This window comes from Micromonospora sp. NPDC047756 (genome assembly GCF_055587245.1).
The window spans coordinates 789,228-804,176 of the sequence record NZ_JBVJGQ010000003.1; the positions used below are offsets into that span (position 1 = coordinate 789,228).

The following is a 14,949-nucleotide window of genomic DNA, read 5'->3' on the forward strand; positions in this document are numbered from 1 at the left end:
AACCCCGCCCGACCTACCATCGGTGGATGCCCCAGCAGACCACCGAACTCCGGACGGCCTCCTTCGCCGACCTGAACGCCCGCACCCTCCACGACCTGCTCAGATTGCGCATCGACGTGTTCGTGGTGGAGCAGAACTGCCCGTACCCGGAGCTGGACGGGCGGGACGTCGAGCCGGGCACCCGGCACGTCTGGCTCACCGACGGCGGCGCGCCGCTGGCGTACCTGCGGATTCTGGCCGACCCGGACGGTGTCGCCCGGATCGGTCGGGTGGTGGTGGCCCCGGCGGCGCGCGGCGGCGGACACGCCGGCCGGCTGATGGAGGCGGCGCTGGAGGTGGTGGGCAGCCGTCCCTGCGTGCTGGACGCCCAGTCGCACCTGGTCGGGTTCTACACCCGGCACGGCTTCACGGTCAGCGGCCCGGAGTACGTCGAGGACGGCATCCCGCACACGCCCATGCGACGCGAGGCCATTGACGGCTGACGATCGGGCTGGCATGGTGCCGGGTAGAGCCATCGCGGGAGCCAGCGATCAGGCGCGGGAGTGGGCAACTCCCGACGATCCGGGTGTCGACGTCCGACTCATCCCCCCGGGGGCTCCATGTCTCTCACCCGATCACGACGCGTGCTCTGGTTTTTCGCCGCCGCGGCGACCATCACGCTCCTGTTGACGACCGCACTGACCACCATCCTGACCAGGCCCGCTTCGGCGCACGGTTCGGTCGTCGACCCGGCCTCGCGTAACTACAGCTGCTGGCAACGCTGGGGCGGCGACTTCCAGAACCCCCGGATGGCCACCGAGGACCCGATGTGCTGGCAGGCCTGGCAGGCCGACCCGGCCGCCATGTGGAACTGGAACGGCCTGTTCCGCGAGGGAGTCGGCGGCAACCACCAGGCCGCCGTCCCCGACGGCCAGCTGTGCAGCGGTGGACGCACCCAGAGCCCCCGCTACAACTCGCTGGACACCGTCGGCGCCTGGAAGACCACCTCGGTGTCGAACAACTTCCGGCTCCGCTTCTTCGACCAGGCCAGCCACGGCGCCGACTACATCCGGGTGTACGTGACGAAGCAGGGCTTCAACTCCGCCACCCAGCCGCTCGGCTGGGGCAACCTGGAGTTGGCCGGCCAGATCGGCAACACCCCGGCCTCGCAGTGGGACAAGGACACCGGTGGCGTCTCGATCCAGATCCCGGTGAGCGCTCCGGGACGCACCGGACGGCACATCGTCTACACCGTCTGGCAGGCCAGCCACTTCGACCAGTCGTACTACCTGTGCAGCGACGTCGACTTCGGCGGCGGGTCGAACGAGCCGCCCACCACTCCCCCACCGACCACGCCGCCACCCACCACCCCGCCGCCCACCACGCCACCGCCGACCACCCCGCCGCCGGCGGGTGCCTGCACGGCGACGTACCAGGTCACCGGCCAGTGGGCCGGCGGCTTCCAGGCCGACGTGAAGGTGACCGCCGGCGGATCACCGACCCGAGGCTGGTCGGTGAGCTGGAACTACGGCAACGGCCAGCAGGTCACCTCGTCGTGGAACGCCACGGTCAGCAGCAACGGCACGCTGGTCACCGCACGTAACGCGAACCACAACGGCACACTTGCCGCCGGAGCGAGCACCACGTTCGGTTTCCTCGGCTCGTGGAACGGCAGCAACCCGGTTCCGCTGGTCTCCTGTACGACGACCAGTTGATCCCCGACCGGCGCCGCACCCGGGCGGGGGTGCGGCGCCGGCCGGCGGGAATGCGGTGGTGCCCGGCGATCCGTCCGGGCACCATCTCCGCATGATCGACATCTTGGTGCTCACCCCCGACGACTGGTCCACCTGGCGGAAGCTGCGGCTGGCCGCCCTCGCCGAGGCACCGGAAGCGTTCGGCTCACGGCTCGCCGACTGGCAGGGCGACGGCGATCGCGAGCAGCGCTGGCGCGACCGGTTGAGCATCCCCGGCTCACTCAACCTGGTGGCCGTCCTGGCCGGGCGTCCGGTTGGGATGTCGAGCGGCGTACCCACGTCGGACCCGCTGACGCTGGACCTGATCTCGATGTGGGTGCACCCCGACGCCCGCGGCAGCGGTGTCGGCGACCGCCTGGTGAACGAGGTGGCGCACTGGGCCCAGAGGCGCGGCGCCGAGCGGCTACGGCTCTCCGTCAGGCTGGACAACACGCGCGCCAAGTCCCTCTACCACCGCGCCGGCTTCCGGTTGACCGACGAGCCGGCTGACCTCATGCCCGACGGCGTACGCCGAGAACAGATCATGCTCCGCCCCCTCCACCGCACCCCGCCACGCTAAGCGAGACGCCCCGCCACCCCCGCGCCCATCGTCGATCAAGGACTTGTGGTGGTTGACAAAGCGCCCCCACGCACCCAAACCAGGCACCACAACTCCATGATCGACGAGGTCGGGCAGTCATAGCGCCGATCTTGCACTTTCGGTTGCCAGATCGCGCCCTATGCCCCTTTCGCCGGGACAGAAAGTGCAAGATCGCGGGGGCGGGAGGGCGGGGCGGGGGCGGGGCGGGAGGGCGGGTGGGGACCGTTAGACCAGGCAGTTGACGATTTCGGCTACTGTGCGGCGGCGGCCGGTGTAGAACGGGACCTCTTCGCGGACGTGCCGGCGGGCGCCGGAGGCGCGCAGGTCACGCATCAGGTCGACGATCCGGTGCAGTTCGTCGGCCTCGAAGGCGAGCATCCACTCGTAGTCGCCGAGCGCGAACGAGGCGACGGTGTTGGCCCGCACGTCCGGGTAGCCGCGGGCCATTTTGCCGTGCTCGGCGAGCATCTCGCGCCGCTCGGCGTCGGGCAGCAGGTACCACTCGTAGGAGCGGACGAACGGGTACACGCAGATGTAGGGGCGAGCCTCCTCACCGGCCAGGAACGCCGGGATGTGGCTCTTGTTGAACTCCGCCGGCCGGTGCAGCGCCATCTGCGACCACACCGGGGTCAGCGCCCGGCCCAGCGTGGTGCGGCGGAACCGCAGGTAGGCGTCCTGGAGCGCGTCGGGAGACGCGGAGTGCCACCAGATCATCACGTCCGCGTCGGCGCGCAGCCCGGAGACGTCGTAGACGCCCCGCACCACGACGTCCTTGCCGGCCAGCTCGTCGAAGAGGGACACCACCTCGCCGGTGACGTTGTCCCGCAGCGACGGCAGCGGTGAGCTGGCCCGGAACACCGACCACATGGTGTAGCGGATGCTGTCGTTCAGCTCCCGCAACCGGGCCGCGTTGGTCTGCTCGGTCATCTCGCCGATCCTCCCAGTGCTGTGATGATCTCTTCGGCCGCCGTCTCGCCGGAGCGGACGCAGACCGGGATGCCGACGCCGTCGTAGCCGGCGCCGGCGAGGACCAGTGTGGGGTGCGCGGCCCGCAGCGCCGCCCGCGCGCCGCCGAGCCGGTCGGCGTGCCCCGGCGCGTACTGCGGCAGCGCACCGCCCCACCGCTGCACGTGCCCGTCGACCGGGGCGGGCAGCGGAGTGCCGAGCACCGCCGACAACTCCCGGTGCACGGTGGCCGCCAGGTCCGCGTCCGGGCGTTGCAGGTGCGCCTCCTCGCCGTACCGGCCCACCGAGGCGCGCACCAGGGCCAACCCGTCCGGCTGGCGCAGGTGCCCCCACTTGGTGGTGAAGAAGGTCGCCGCCTTGATCAGCAGACCCTCGGTGCTCGGCACCAGGAAGCCGGACAGCTCGGGTAGCCGCGGCTGCGGCAACGCCATGGTGACCAGCGCGACGCTCGCGTAGTCCAGCGCTCCGACGCCCGCCGCCACCGCCGGCGCGGGGCCGGCCAGCAGCCGCGCCGCCGGTCGCGCCGGCACGGCCAGCACCACCGCGTCCACGTCGACCAGTTCGGGGTCGCGGGTCGGGCCGACGGTGAGCCGCCAACCCGTGTCGGTCGCTGTCAGCTCACGCACGGCCGCGTTCCGCCGTACCGTCGCGCCGCTGGCCGTCACGGCGGCCTCGACCAGGGTGCTGAGCCCACCGGCGAGGGTGCCGAAGACCGGGGCGCCGGGCGCGCGCGGCGCGGCGGCCTGCGCGGCCCGGACCGCACCGACCAGGGTGTGCTCCACCCGGGCCGTGCGGGCCAACGCCGGCATCGTCGTGACCAGGGACAGATCGTCGGCGCGGCCCGCGTACACGCCGCCCAGCATCGGGTCGACCAACCGCTCGACGACCTCGTCGCCGAAGCGGGACCGGACCAGCGCGCCCACCGAGACGTCCGCGTCCGGCCCGACCAGCGGCCGACCGCCGTCGACGTCGGCGTTCGCGACCGGGCGGGCGACGCTGGCCACCCGATCCAGATCCCCGGGTACGCCCACCAGGGTGCCGCCCGGGATCGGGCGCAGCCCTCCGTCGATGACCAGCGCGGCCTGCCCCACAGTGGGGTGCACGATCTTCTCGGCCAGCCCGAGCCGGCGGGCGAGGGCCACCGCCGCGCTCTCGGCGCCGGTCGGGTCCCGCATCAGGAACGACTCCGCGCCGAACTCCACCGGCTGACCGGCCAGCTCCCCGGTGCGCAGCTTTCCGCCCAGCGCGCCGGACTGCTCGTACACCGTGATCTCGGTGCCGGCGGGCGCGCGGTCGCGCAGGCGGACCGCGGCGGCCAGCCCGGCGATCCCGCCGCCGACCACCGCCACCCGCCAGGGCTGCCGCATCGCCTTCTCAGCCCTGGTCGGCCCGGCGGCTGGAGAGCTCGTGCACCAGCGCCACCACCCGGGTCAGCACCTCCGGGTCGGTCTCCGGCAGCACCCCGTGACCGAGGTTGAACACGTGCCCGGGGGCCGCCCGGCCCTGCTCCAGGATGCGGCGCACCTCGGCCTCCACCACCGGCCACGGCGCGAGCAGCACAGTCGGGTCCAGGTTGCCCTGCACCGCCTTGTCCGCGCCGATCCGGCCGGTGGCCACGTCCAGCGGCGTACGCCAGTCGACGCCGACCACGTCGGCCCCGGCCTCGCCCATCGCGCCGAGCAGCTCGGCGGTGCCCACCCCGAAGTGGATCCGCGGCACCCCGGCGGTGGCGAGACCGCTCAGCACTGTGGTCGAGTGTGGCAGCACGAAACGGCGGTAGTCGGCCTCGGAGAGCGCGCCGGCCCACGAGTCGAACAGCTGCACGGCGGAGACGCCGGCCTCGATCTGCACCCGCAGGAAGGCGAGCGTCACCTCGGCCAGCCGGGCGCACAGCGCGTGCCACAGCTCCGGGTCGCCGTACATCAGGGCCTTGGTCTTCGCGTGGGTGCGCGACGGCCCGCCCTCGACCAGATAGCTGGCCAGCGTGAACGGCGCACCGGCGAAACCGATCAGCGGGGTGTCGCCGAGCTCGACCACCAACTGCCGGACGGCCTCGTCGACGTACGAGACGTCGTCGCGGGTGATCAGGCGGATCCGCTCCACGTCGGCGGCGGTGCGGATCGGCTCGGCGACCACCGGGCCGGTGCCCGGCACGATGTCCAGGTCGATCCCGGCGGCGGCGACGGGCACCACGATGTCGCTGAACAGGATCGCCGCGTCCACGCCGTGGCGGCGCACCGGCTGGAGGGTGATCTCGGTGACCAGCTCGGGGCGCCGGCAGGACTCCAGCATCGGCACGCTCGCCCGGATCTCCCGGTACTCCGGGAGGGAGCGGCCGGCCTGGCGCATGAACCAGACCGGGGTGTGCGGGACGGGCCGACGTCGGCAGGCCCGGATGAAGGGCGAGTCGGCCGGTCCGCCGGGGCGGGATTCTCCGTCTCGGGCGGCAGTGCCCGTGGTGTCCGTGGTCATCGCCGCAATCGTGCCACGCCCACCACCTCCAACCGGGTGGGGGTGAGAGGAAGGGCACCGTTCCTTACGCCCGGCGCCCTTCACGAGCGTCGGCGCGCCGTCGAAGCGGGCGACGGACGGCGGCATAGGCTGCCGACATGCCCCCCCCGATCGCGCTCCCGGAGACGTTCGCCCGCGCGGTCGCCGGGCTGCGGTCGGCCGCCCCCCGGCCGGAGATCACCCTGGAGGAGGTCGGCGCCCCCCAGCGGCTGGCCCCGTACGCGTTCGCCCTCGCCGCGACAGTGCTGCGCGACGACGACGAGGTGGCGACCGGCCGGCTGATTCTGCTGCACAACCCGGTCGGGCACGAGGCATGGCAGGGCACCCTGCGGCTGGTCACCTACGTGACAGCCGAGTTGGAGGTCGATCTGGCCGCCGACCCGCTGCTGCCCGGGGTCGGCTGGACGTGGCTGACCGACGCGTTGGACGCCCAGGACGCCAGCCACCGGGCGATCGGCGGAACGGTGACGCAGACCATGTCGACCCGGTTCGGCGACCTCGCCGGGCCACCCACCATCGGTGACATCGAGATCCGCGCGTCCTGGACGCCGGTCGACGACGACCTGACCCCACACCTGCTCGGCTGGTGCGCCCTGCTCGCCTCCACCGCCGGTCTCCCCCCACCGGGCGTCACCGCCCTCGCCGACCGCCGCCCGGCCGGCGCAGCCTGACGTTTGGCCCTCGGGAGGACATCTTGCGGACACCTGATCGACACACGCCGGACCGGCTGCACCCGCCGGATCTCCGCGCGCACTAGGGTTGGCAGGTGACCGACGAACCACCCCTGCGCCGTCGGCCCACCGAAGAACTTCCGGGAAACGCACCCCAGCACCCGCCGTCGGCCCAGCTGCAGCCGGCGGGCGAGGGGGCTGACCCGGCCGACGGTGGGCCCGTTCCGCTGACCGCCCCGCGTGACGGCACCCCCGATCCGGTGGCCACCCCGGCCGAGCTTGCCGAGGTCGTGGCCCGCTTCGCGGCGGGCACCGGCCCGGTCGCGCTGGACGCCGAACGGGCCTCCGGCTACCGCTACAGCCAACGGGCCTACCTCGTGCAACTTCGCCGGGCCGGCGCGGGCACGGCACTGATCGACCCGCTGCCCCTGCCCGACCTCAGCGCGCTGGACGCGGTGATCGGTGAGGCCGAGTGGGTCCTCCACGCGGCCAGCCAGGATCTGCCCTGCCTGGCCGAGGTGGGGTTGCGTCCACGCCGACTGTTCGACACCGAGCTGGCGGCCCGGCTGGCCGGGTTCGAACGCGTCGGGCTGGCCGCGCTCACCGAGCAGCTGCTCGGGTTCACCCTGGAGAAGCACCACTCGGCGGCCGACTGGTCGAGCCGACCGCTGCCCGAGTCGTGGTTGACGTACGCCGCCCTCGACGTGGAGCTGCTCACCGACCTGCGTGACGCGCTGGACGCCGAGTTGACCCGGCAGGGCAAGTCGGCCTGGGCCGCGGAGGAGTTCGCCGCACTGGTCCGCACCGGGGCACGCCCGCCCCGGGTTCGGGCGGAGCCGTGGCGGCGTACCTCGGGCATCCACCGGCTGCGGGGGGCGCGGGCGCAGGCCCGGGTCCGCTCGATGTGGTACGCCCGGGACCAGATCGCGTCCCGGCGCGACGCCGCTCCCGGTCGGGTGCTGCCCGACTCGGCGATCATCGCCGCGGCCGAGCTCGACCCGAAGGACGAGAAGACCCTGCTGACCCTGCCCGGCTTCGGCGGTCGGTCGGTCCGTCGGCTGGCCCGCACCTGGCTCGCCGCGCTCGACGACGCCCGGCAGCTACCGGAGGATTCTCTGCCGGTCTCGCCGGCCGTGGAGGGCCCGCCCCCGCCACACCGGTGGGCCGAGCGGGACCCGGTGGCGGCCGGTCGGTTGGCCCGCTGCCGGGAGGTCGTGATCCGCGTCGCCGGCGAGCACAACCTGCCGCCGGAAAACCTGATCACTCCGGATTCGGTCCGCCGGCTGGCCTGGACCCCGCCGGAGGAGATCACCGAGGAGACGGTGGCGGAGACCCTGCGCGGCCTCAACGCCCGCGAGTGGCAGATCGCCCTGCTCAACCCCGACCTGACCGAAGCCCTGGCCCCAAAAACCCCAACCCCCTAACCCCACCCCACCCCACCCCGCCCCGCCCCGCCCCGCCCCGCCCCGCCCCGCCCCGCCCCGCCCGTTGATCATGAAGTTATTGCCAGGACACGCCGATGCCAGTGGCAATAACTTCATGATCAACGGAGGTGTTGGCGCGTTTCGGTGTGGGGTGGGCCACAGTGGGGGGTGGGGACGGGGTTGGTTACTGACGAGTAGCATTCGGGGCAACGTGCCCCTCGGCTAGGAGGCTCAAGTGCCCCGTGAAGTTCGCGACGTCGTCTTCGTCGACGGCGTCCGTACCCCGTTCGGCAAGGCGGGTGGCATGTACGCCAACACCCGCGCCGACGACCTGGTGATCCGCTGCATCCGGGAACTGCTGCGTCGCAACCCGCAGCTGCCCCCGGAGCGGGTCGAGGAGGTCGCCATCGCGGCCACCACCCAGATCGGCGACCAGGGCCTCACCATCGGCCGTACCGCCGCCCTGCTGGCCGGGCTGCCCAAGACCGTCCCCGGCTTCGCCATCGACCGGATGTGCGCGGGGGCGATGACCGCGGTCACCACCGTGGCCAGCGGCATCGCGATGGGCGCGTACGACGTCGCCATCGCCGGTGGCGTCGAGCACATGGGACGCCACCCGATGGGTGAGGGCGTCGACCCCAACCCGCGCATCATCGCGGAGAAGCTGGTCGACCCGTCCGCGCTGGTGATGGGCTCCACCGCGGAGAACCTGCACGACCTGGTCCCGCACATCACCAAGGCACGCACCGACGCGTTCGCGCTCGCCTCGCAGCAGAAGACCGCCAAGGCGTACGCCAACGGAAAGCTCCAGGACGACCTGGTGCCGATGTCGATCCGCGACGCGGAGGGCGGCTGGGGCCTGGCGACGGTGGACGAGGCGCCGCGCGACACGTCGCTGGAGAAGCTCGCCACCCTGAAGACCCCGTTCCGCCCGCACGGCAAGGTCACCGCGGGCAACGCGGCCGGGCTGAACGACGGCGCCACCGCGAGCCTGCTGGCCGACGAGGCCACCGCCCGCGAGCTGGGCCTGCCGGTCGCCATGCGGCTGGTGTCGTTCGGCTTCGTCGGTGTCGAGCCGGAGGTGATGGGCGTCGGTCCGATCCCGTCGACGGAGAAGGCGCTGCGCCTCGCCGGGCTCAGCATCGACGACATCGGCCTGTTCGAGCTGAACGAGGCGTTCGCCGTTCAGGTGCTCGCCTTCCTCGACCACTTCGGCATCGCCGACGACGACGCACGGGTCAACCCGTGGGGCGGCGCGATCGCCATCGGTCACCCCCTCGCGTCCTCCGGCGTGCGGCTGATGACGCAGCTGGCCCGCCAGTTCGCCGAGCACCCCGAGGTCCGCTACGGCCTCACGGCGATGTGCATCGGCATCGGTATGGGCGGCACGGTCATCTGGGAGAACCCGCACTGGGAAGGTGGCGACAAGTGAAGGCACCGAACGAGGTCGTCACCCGGGCGCTGCTGCGCCAGGTGAACGTGCCGGGGCTGGACCGTCCCGCCGCGCTGATCACGCTGGACAACGGCTTCGACCACACCAAGCCGAACACCTTCGGCCCGGCCGGGTTGGCCAGCCTGGACGAGGCGATCACCGCAGCGCTCGCCGCCGACCCGGCGTTCATCGCGGTCACCGGCAAGCCGTACATCTTCTGCGTGGGCGCGGACATCGTCGGCCTGCCGCAGCTCGCGGACCGCGCGCAGGCGCTGGAGATCGGCCGGCTCGGGCACCGGGTCTTCGCCCGGCTCAAGGACAGCACCGTTCCCACCTTCGCCTTCGTCAACGGCGCGGCGATGGGCGGTGGCCTGGAGTTGGCGCTGCACTGCCACTACCGGACGCTCTCCGGGGGCGCGGCGGCGCTCGCGCTGCCCGAGGTGTCCCTGGGTCTGGTGCCGGGCTGGGGCGGCACCCAGCTGCTGCCGAACCTGATCGGCATCCCCGCCGCGACCCAGGTGATCATCCAGAACCCGCTGATGCAGAACAAGATGCTCAAGCCCAAGCAGGCCGCCGAGCTGGGCATCGCGGACATCCTGTTGGAGCCGGCGGACTTCCTGGAGCGGTCCCTGGAGTGGGCCGCCGGCGTGGTCCGGGGTCAGGTCACCGTGACCCGGCCCGAAGTCGACAAGGACATGTGGGCGGGCGTGCTCTACTTCGCCCGCGAGACGCTGAACCAGCGGCTGCACGGCGCGGTCCCGGCCGCGTACAAGGCGCTCGACCTGCTGGAGACGGCGAAGGACGGCGACTTCGCCGCCGGCACCGCCGCCGAGGACGAGGCCCTCGCGGACCTGGTCTTCTCCGAGGAGCTGCGCAGCGGCCTGTACGCGTTCGACCTGGTGCAGCGGCGGGCCAAGCGCCCGGCCGGCGCACCGGACAAGGGCCTGGCTCGCACGATCACCAAGGTCGGCATCGTCGGCGCGGGTCTGATGGCCAGCCAGCTGGCGCTGCTGTTCGCCCGCCGCCTCCAGGTGCCGGTGGTGATGACCGACCTCGACCAGTCCCGGGTGGACAAGGGCGTCGGTTACGTGCACACCCAGATCGAGAAGGCCGTCACCAAGGGCCGGATGGACAAGGGCACCGCCGCCAAGCTGTACGGCCTGGTCAGCGGCTCTGTCGACAAGAGCGCCTTCGCCGACGCCGACTTCGTCATCGAGGCGGTCTTCGAGGACCTGGGCGTCAAGAAGCAGGTCTGGGCCGAGTTGGAGAAGATCGTCTCTCCGGAGGCGGTGCTCGCCACCAACACCAGCTCGCTGTCGATCACCGAGATGGCCGCCGAGTTGGCGCACCCGGAGCGGGTGGTCGGCTTCCACTTCTTCAACCCGGTGGCGGTGCTGCCGCTGCTGGAGATCGTCCGGGGCGAGCGCACCGACGACACCACCCTGGCCACCGCGTTCGCCGTGGGTAAGCAGCTCAAGAAGTCCAGCGTGCTGGTCAAGGACGCTCCGGCGTTCGTGGTGAACCGGCTGCTCACCCGCTTCCTGGGCACCGTCTTCGCCGCCGTCGACGCCGGCACCCCGCTGGACGTGGCGAACAGCGCACTGGACCCGCTGGGCCTGCCGATGCGTCCGCTCGCCCTGCTCCAGTTGGTCGGGCCGGCCGTCGCGTACCACGTGGGCGGCACCCTGCACGCGGCGTACCCGGACCGGTTCGGGGTCAGCGAGAACCTCAAGCGGATCGCCGACTCCGGTCAGCCGATCGTGGTCGACGACGAGGTCAACGAGGAGGTCGCCAAGCTGCTCGTGGTGGGTGACCAGCCGTTGACCGCCGAGCAGGTACGCCAGAACGCCCTCGACGCGCTCGCGCAGGAGATCCGGCTGATGCTGGACGAGGGCGTGGTCGCCGAGGCGCAGGACATCGACCTGTGCATGATCCTGGGCGCCGGCTGGCCGTTCCACCTGGGCGGTGTCACGCCGTACCTGGACCGGACCGGCACCTCCGAGCGGGTCACCGGCCAGCGGTTCCTGCCGCCCGGCGCGGCGAGCCTGCCCTCCTGACAGATCGCAGCACCACCGTCGCGGTGGTCGGACCGTCCCTGTCGGACGGCCCGGCCACCGCGCCCGTTTGTGATCAGCCGATTGCGGATGCGGGTTTCCGCGGGGACGGCGGCGGGCATCGCGCCGGGTTAGGATCACGCGTTTCGCAACCCCATCTTGGAGCTGACTGAATGTCTCAGCCGCCGGCCAATCCCTACGGCCCGCCGCACGATTCCCCCGACCCGTCGCAGCAGCCCGGCCAGCAGCCCGGCGGATGGCCGCCGCCGCAGCAGCAGGGGCAGCCGCAGCAGCCCGGTGGCTTCCCGCCCGCGCAGCCAGGCTTCCCGCCCGCGCAGCCAGGCTTCCCGCCCGCGCAACCTGGTTTCCCGCCCGCGCAGCCAGGTCCGCCGTACGGTGACCCGAACCTGGCCGGCGGTCCTCCCCCGGCGAAGAAGTCGAACGTCGGCAAGATCGTGCTGATCGTGTTGGCAGTGGTGCTGGTGTTCTGCGTCGGCGGCGCGGCGATCACCTGGCTCGTCGTCAAGGACGACGTGGGCGCCGTGGTGGACGCCAGCAAGACCCGGGTGGTCGCGCCGACCACCCTCGCCGGCCGGCCGAAGCTCACCAACCCGGAGCTCCTGACGGCCGCCGAGCAGGCGGTCGCCGGGATGAAGACGGCGGCGGGGAACGAGACGAGCACGGTGGCCGCCTTCTACGGCGATCCGGCCAAGCAGGACCTCGTCATGATCGCTGGCGTGTCCGGGTTGCTGTCGGACCCGAAGAAGGAGCTGGACGCCTATGTGGACGGCCTGTCCAAGCAGCTGACGGTGGACACGATGACGGCCGTCGACGCCGGCCCGCTCGGCGGTGAGGCACGCTGCGGCGACGGCAAGGCCGAGACCGTGCCGCTGGGCATCTGCGTCTGGGCCGACCGGGGCAGCCTGGGCATGGTGGTGATGTACTTCAAGTCCGCCGACCAGGCGAAGGCCGAGTTCACCACGATCCGGGGCCAGGTCGAGCAGCAGTCCTGAGCCGTACGAGACCGGGGCCCCGGCCACCTGAGGGTGGCCGGGGCCCCGTGCCGTCCGTCGACGGTCAGGCCGGTTCGGCAACCGCCGAGGTGGCGAGCGCCGCCGCCGCGGCCCGCGCCGCCGCCGCCCGTTCGGCGGCGTTGCCGAGCACGCAGAACTCGTTGCCCTCGGGGTCGGCGAGCACCACCCAGCCACCACCGGTCGGGCTGACGTGGTCGGCGACGAGCGTCGCGCCGATGCCGAGCAGTCGTTCGACCTCCTCGGCCCGGGTGCGATCGGCCGGTTGCAGGTCCAGGTGCAGCCGGTTCTTCACCGTCTTGCCCTCGGGCACGGCGATGAACAGCACCTCCGGACCGCCCGGCGGCAGGAGCATCGCCTCCGGGTCGCCGGGGAAGTCGTCGGGCTGGCGGGGGCAGTCGAAGACCTGCGACCAGAAGCCGGCGAGGGCGTACGTGTCGTGACAGTCGATGCTGATGTTGTGGATCGTCGAACTCACAGTGGTCCTCCACGGTGGCGACGTGGCGCGGCCTCGGATACCCGGCGCGCCACGCAGGAACTGGTTCCCCTTCGAGTGGGCGATCAACGCCCGACCCGTGTGGGGGCGCTCCGCCTCCGGGACGTCAGCCGACGCTGACCCGGGGTGCGGAGCCGAGACTGGTGGACATCGACGCACCCCCTTCCCTGTCGAGCTGACGACGCGATCTTGCCATTCGCCGAGCGGGACGCGCAACCCCGATCAGCCGGCTGCGGACACCGTCGCGGCGTCCGACGACGGAAGGGTGACGGTGACCTCCAAACCCCCGCCGGGCTGCGCGATCACCCGTACGGCGCCACCGTGCGCCGTGCAGACCGCCCGGACGATGGACAACCCCAACCCGGAACCACGGGCGCCGGTGCGTTCCCGACCCCCACGACGGAACGGCTCGAACAACCCCGGCACGTCGGCCTGGTCCACCTCGAAGCCGGTGTTCCCCACCACCAGCCAGGACGTGTCACCGTCGGTGCCGGTACGCACCCAGAGCCGGCCGTGCAGGTGGTTGTAGCGGACCGCGTTCTCGATCAGGTTCCCGGCCAGCCGGTCGAGCAGCCCCGGATCGCCGACGACCGGCGCGGACTCCAGCGACGTCTGCACCCGCAGGCCGATCCGCTCCACCTCGCGGCGCATCGCCGACAGCGCGTTGGCGGTGCCCGCCGCGAGGTCACACTCGGTCCTGCGGCCCAGCTGCCGCCCGGCCTGCGCCTCGCTGCGGGCCAGCACCAGCAACGCGTCCACCAGACCGTTGGCCCGCTCGGAGGCGTCGCGGACCACCGTCGCCATCCGTCGGTACTCGGCGGCGTCCGCGTCGTCGTCGCTGAGCGTCACGTCGATCTCGGTGCGCATCACGGCGAGCGGGGTCCGCAGCTCGTGGGAGGCGTTCGCCACGAAGCGTCTCTGCGCCTCGAACGCGGACGCGATCCGGTCCAGCATGGCGTCGAACGTCTTGGCCAGCTCGGCCACCTCGTCGTCCGCGCCCGAGTAGCCGATCCGCTGGTCCAGGGTCGCCTCACCGAGCCGCTGCGCGGTGGCGGTGACCTGGTGCAGCGGTCGCAACGCCCGGCCGGCCACCGCGTACGCGCCGGCCACCCCGACCACACTGATCGCCAACAGCGCGACCAGGCCCTTGGCCAGCAGCTCCCCGGAGGCGGCGTCGACCAACTGCCGCTGCCACTCGGCAGCGTCCATCCGCCGGCCGTCCGAGAGCAGCACGATCGTGCCGGGCACCAACTCGTCGGTGGGTCGCAACGCGTCGCGGACCAGCAGCCAGGCCAGCACCACCAGGATCGCTCCGGCCCCGACCAGCAGCACCCCGTTGAGCAGGGTCAGCCGCAACCGCAGAGTGGGTCGCAACCGGCGGCTCACGCGCTCACCTCGGCGGTGCGGTAGCCCGCACCGACCACCGTCTCGATCAACGGCGGGTCGCCGAGCTTCTTGCGGAGCGTCATCACGGTGACCCGCACGATGGTGGTGAACGGGTCCGTGTTCGCGTCCCAGACCCGCTCCAGCAGCTCCTCGCTGGAGACCACCGCGCCCCGCGCCTTGAGAAGTTCGCTGAGCACCCCGAACTCCTTGTTGGTGAGGTCCACCGGCACCCCGGCGCGGGTGGCCACCCGGCGGGCCGGGTCGAGCACCAGGTCGGCCAGTTCGAGCACCGGAGGCGCGGCCGGGGTGGCCCGCCGGCCCAGCGCCTGCACCCGGGCGACCAGCTCGTCGAAGGCGAACGGTTTGGGCAGGTAGTCGTCGGCCCCGAGCTGCAAGCCCTCCACCCGGTCGGCCACGGTGCCGCTGGCGGTGAGCATCAGCACCCGGGTCAACGCGCCGGAGGACGCCAGGTCGGCGCAGATCTGGTCGCCGTGCACACCCGGCAGGTCACGGTCGAGCACCACCACGTCGTACCGGGTGACGAAGGCCGCCTCGTGGCCGGCGTCGCCGTCGTACGCCACGTCGACCGCCATGCCCCGCTTGCGCAACCCCCGCGCGATCGCGTCGGCGAGGTTGCGCTCGTCCTCGACCACCAGTACCCGCAT

Annotated in this window: 14 protein-coding genes; 8 read left to right on the plus strand and 6 right to left on the minus strand. The window is 72.4% G+C overall.

All coding sequences use genetic code 11. The annotated features are described in order from the left end of the window. Positions 1-26 precede the first annotated feature (26 nt). From ACZ6NZ_RS12960 to ACZ6NZ_RS12970, 3 genes are all read left to right on the plus strand, one after another. Complete coding sequence (locus tag ACZ6NZ_RS12960; protein WP_465858375.1) at positions 27-482, plus strand: GNAT family N-acetyltransferase; 456 nt, start codon at positions 27-29, stop codon at positions 480-482. 117 nt (positions 483-599) lie between these two features. Continuing rightward, entirely contained in the window at positions 600-1,694 is a 1,095-nt protein-coding gene (locus ACZ6NZ_RS12965) for a lytic polysaccharide monooxygenase auxiliary activity family 9 protein (protein WP_465858376.1), read from the plus strand. A 91-nt stretch (positions 1,695-1,785) separates the two neighbouring features. Then, positions 1,786-2,292, plus strand: a complete 507-nt coding sequence (locus ACZ6NZ_RS12970; protein WP_465858377.1) for a GNAT family N-acetyltransferase — start codon at positions 1,786-1,788, stop codon at positions 2,290-2,292. 246 nt (positions 2,293-2,538) lie between these two features. Here ACZ6NZ_RS12970 and hemQ read toward each other — a convergent pair whose 3' ends face one another. The 3 genes from hemQ to hemE are packed head-to-tail and all read right to left on the minus strand — an operon-like array spanning position 2,539 to position 5,751. Next, entirely contained in the window at positions 2,539-3,240 is a 702-nt protein-coding gene (hemQ, locus tag ACZ6NZ_RS12975) for a hydrogen peroxide-dependent heme synthase (RefSeq protein WP_366607173.1), read from the minus strand. After that, positions 3,237-4,646, minus strand: coding sequence for a protoporphyrinogen oxidase (hemG, locus tag ACZ6NZ_RS12980; RefSeq protein ID WP_465858378.1), 1,410 nt, complete (start codon positions 4,644-4,646; stop codon positions 3,237-3,239). Before hemG ends, hemQ begins: the two co-directional genes overlap by 4 nt. A 7-nt stretch (positions 4,647-4,653) precedes the next feature. Next, positions 4,654-5,751 carry a uroporphyrinogen decarboxylase gene (hemE, locus tag ACZ6NZ_RS12985; RefSeq protein WP_465858379.1) on the minus strand — a complete coding sequence of 366 codons (1,098 nt, stop codon included), beginning with the start codon at positions 5,749-5,751 and terminating at the stop codon, positions 4,654-4,656. A gap of 137 nt (positions 5,752-5,888) precedes the next feature. Between hemE and ACZ6NZ_RS12990 the strand changes: the two genes are divergently transcribed. From ACZ6NZ_RS12990 to ACZ6NZ_RS13010, 5 genes are all read left to right on the plus strand, one after another. Then, positions 5,889-6,461: a DUF3000 domain-containing protein gene (locus ACZ6NZ_RS12990; protein ID WP_465858380.1), complete on the plus strand. Its 573-nt coding sequence runs from the start codon at positions 5,889-5,891 to the stop codon at positions 6,459-6,461. A 95-nt stretch (positions 6,462-6,556) separates the two neighbouring features. Next, complete coding sequence (locus tag ACZ6NZ_RS12995; protein ID WP_465858381.1) at positions 6,557-7,885, plus strand: ribonuclease D; 1,329 nt, start codon at positions 6,557-6,559, stop codon at positions 7,883-7,885. Between the two features lie 235 nt (positions 7,886-8,120). Continuing rightward, on the plus strand, positions 8,121-9,317 hold the full coding sequence (locus tag ACZ6NZ_RS13000; protein ID WP_366607166.1) for a thiolase family protein: 1,197 nt from the start codon (positions 8,121-8,123) through the stop codon (positions 9,315-9,317). Beyond that, complete coding sequence (locus tag ACZ6NZ_RS13005) at positions 9,314-11,374, plus strand: 3-hydroxyacyl-CoA dehydrogenase NAD-binding domain-containing protein (protein ID WP_465858382.1); 2,061 nt, start codon at positions 9,314-9,316, stop codon at positions 11,372-11,374. Before ACZ6NZ_RS13000 ends, ACZ6NZ_RS13005 begins: the two co-directional genes overlap by 4 nt. A 170-nt stretch (positions 11,375-11,544) precedes the next feature. After that, on the plus strand, positions 11,545-12,384 hold the full coding sequence (locus ACZ6NZ_RS13010) for a hypothetical protein (RefSeq protein WP_465858383.1): 840 nt from the start codon (positions 11,545-11,547) through the stop codon (positions 12,382-12,384). A 64-nt stretch (positions 12,385-12,448) separates the two neighbouring features. Here the strand turns inward: ACZ6NZ_RS13010 and ACZ6NZ_RS13015 are convergent, their stop codons facing one another. From ACZ6NZ_RS13015 to ACZ6NZ_RS13025, 3 genes are all read right to left on the minus strand, one after another. Beyond that, on the minus strand, positions 12,449-12,880 hold the full coding sequence (locus tag ACZ6NZ_RS13015) for a VOC family protein (protein WP_465858384.1): 432 nt from the start codon (positions 12,878-12,880) through the stop codon (positions 12,449-12,451). Between the two features lie 240 nt (positions 12,881-13,120). Continuing rightward, on the minus strand, positions 13,121-14,284 hold the full coding sequence (locus ACZ6NZ_RS13020) for a sensor histidine kinase (protein ID WP_366607158.1): 1,164 nt from the start codon (positions 14,282-14,284) through the stop codon (positions 13,121-13,123). Further along, a complete protein-coding gene (locus ACZ6NZ_RS13025; protein ID WP_366607156.1) occupies positions 14,281-14,949 on the minus strand; it encodes a response regulator transcription factor in 669 nt (222 codons plus the stop codon). The genes ACZ6NZ_RS13020 and ACZ6NZ_RS13025 overlap by 4 nt, the downstream gene beginning before the upstream one ends.

Coding starts and splice junctions, on each gene's coding strand:
- ACZ6NZ_RS13025 (WP_366607156.1), bottom strand. CDS start 14,949: ATGCGGGTACTGGTGGTCGAGGACGAGCGCAACCTCGCCGACGCGATC.
- ACZ6NZ_RS12960 (WP_465858375.1), top strand. CDS start 27: ATGCCCCAGCAGACCACCGAACTCCGGACGGCCTCCTTCGCCGACCTG.
- ACZ6NZ_RS12965 (WP_465858376.1), top strand. CDS start 600: ATGTCTCTCACCCGATCACGACGCGTGCTCTGGTTTTTCGCCGCCGCG.
- hemG (WP_465858378.1), bottom strand. CDS start 4,646: ATGCGGCAGCCCTGGCGGGTGGCGGTGGTCGGCGGCGGGATCGCCGGG.
- ACZ6NZ_RS12970 (WP_465858377.1), top strand. CDS start 1,786: ATGATCGACATCTTGGTGCTCACCCCCGACGACTGGTCCACCTGGCGG.
- ACZ6NZ_RS13010 (WP_465858383.1), top strand. CDS start 11,545: ATGTCTCAGCCGCCGGCCAATCCCTACGGCCCGCCGCACGATTCCCCC.
- hemE (WP_465858379.1), bottom strand. CDS start 5,751: ATGACCACGGACACCACGGGCACTGCCGCCCGAGACGGAGAATCCCGC.
- hemQ (WP_366607173.1), bottom strand. CDS start 3,240: ATGACCGAGCAGACCAACGCGGCCCGGTTGCGGGAGCTGAACGACAGC.
- ACZ6NZ_RS12990 (WP_465858380.1), top strand. CDS start 5,889: ATGCCCCCCCCGATCGCGCTCCCGGAGACGTTCGCCCGCGCGGTCGCC.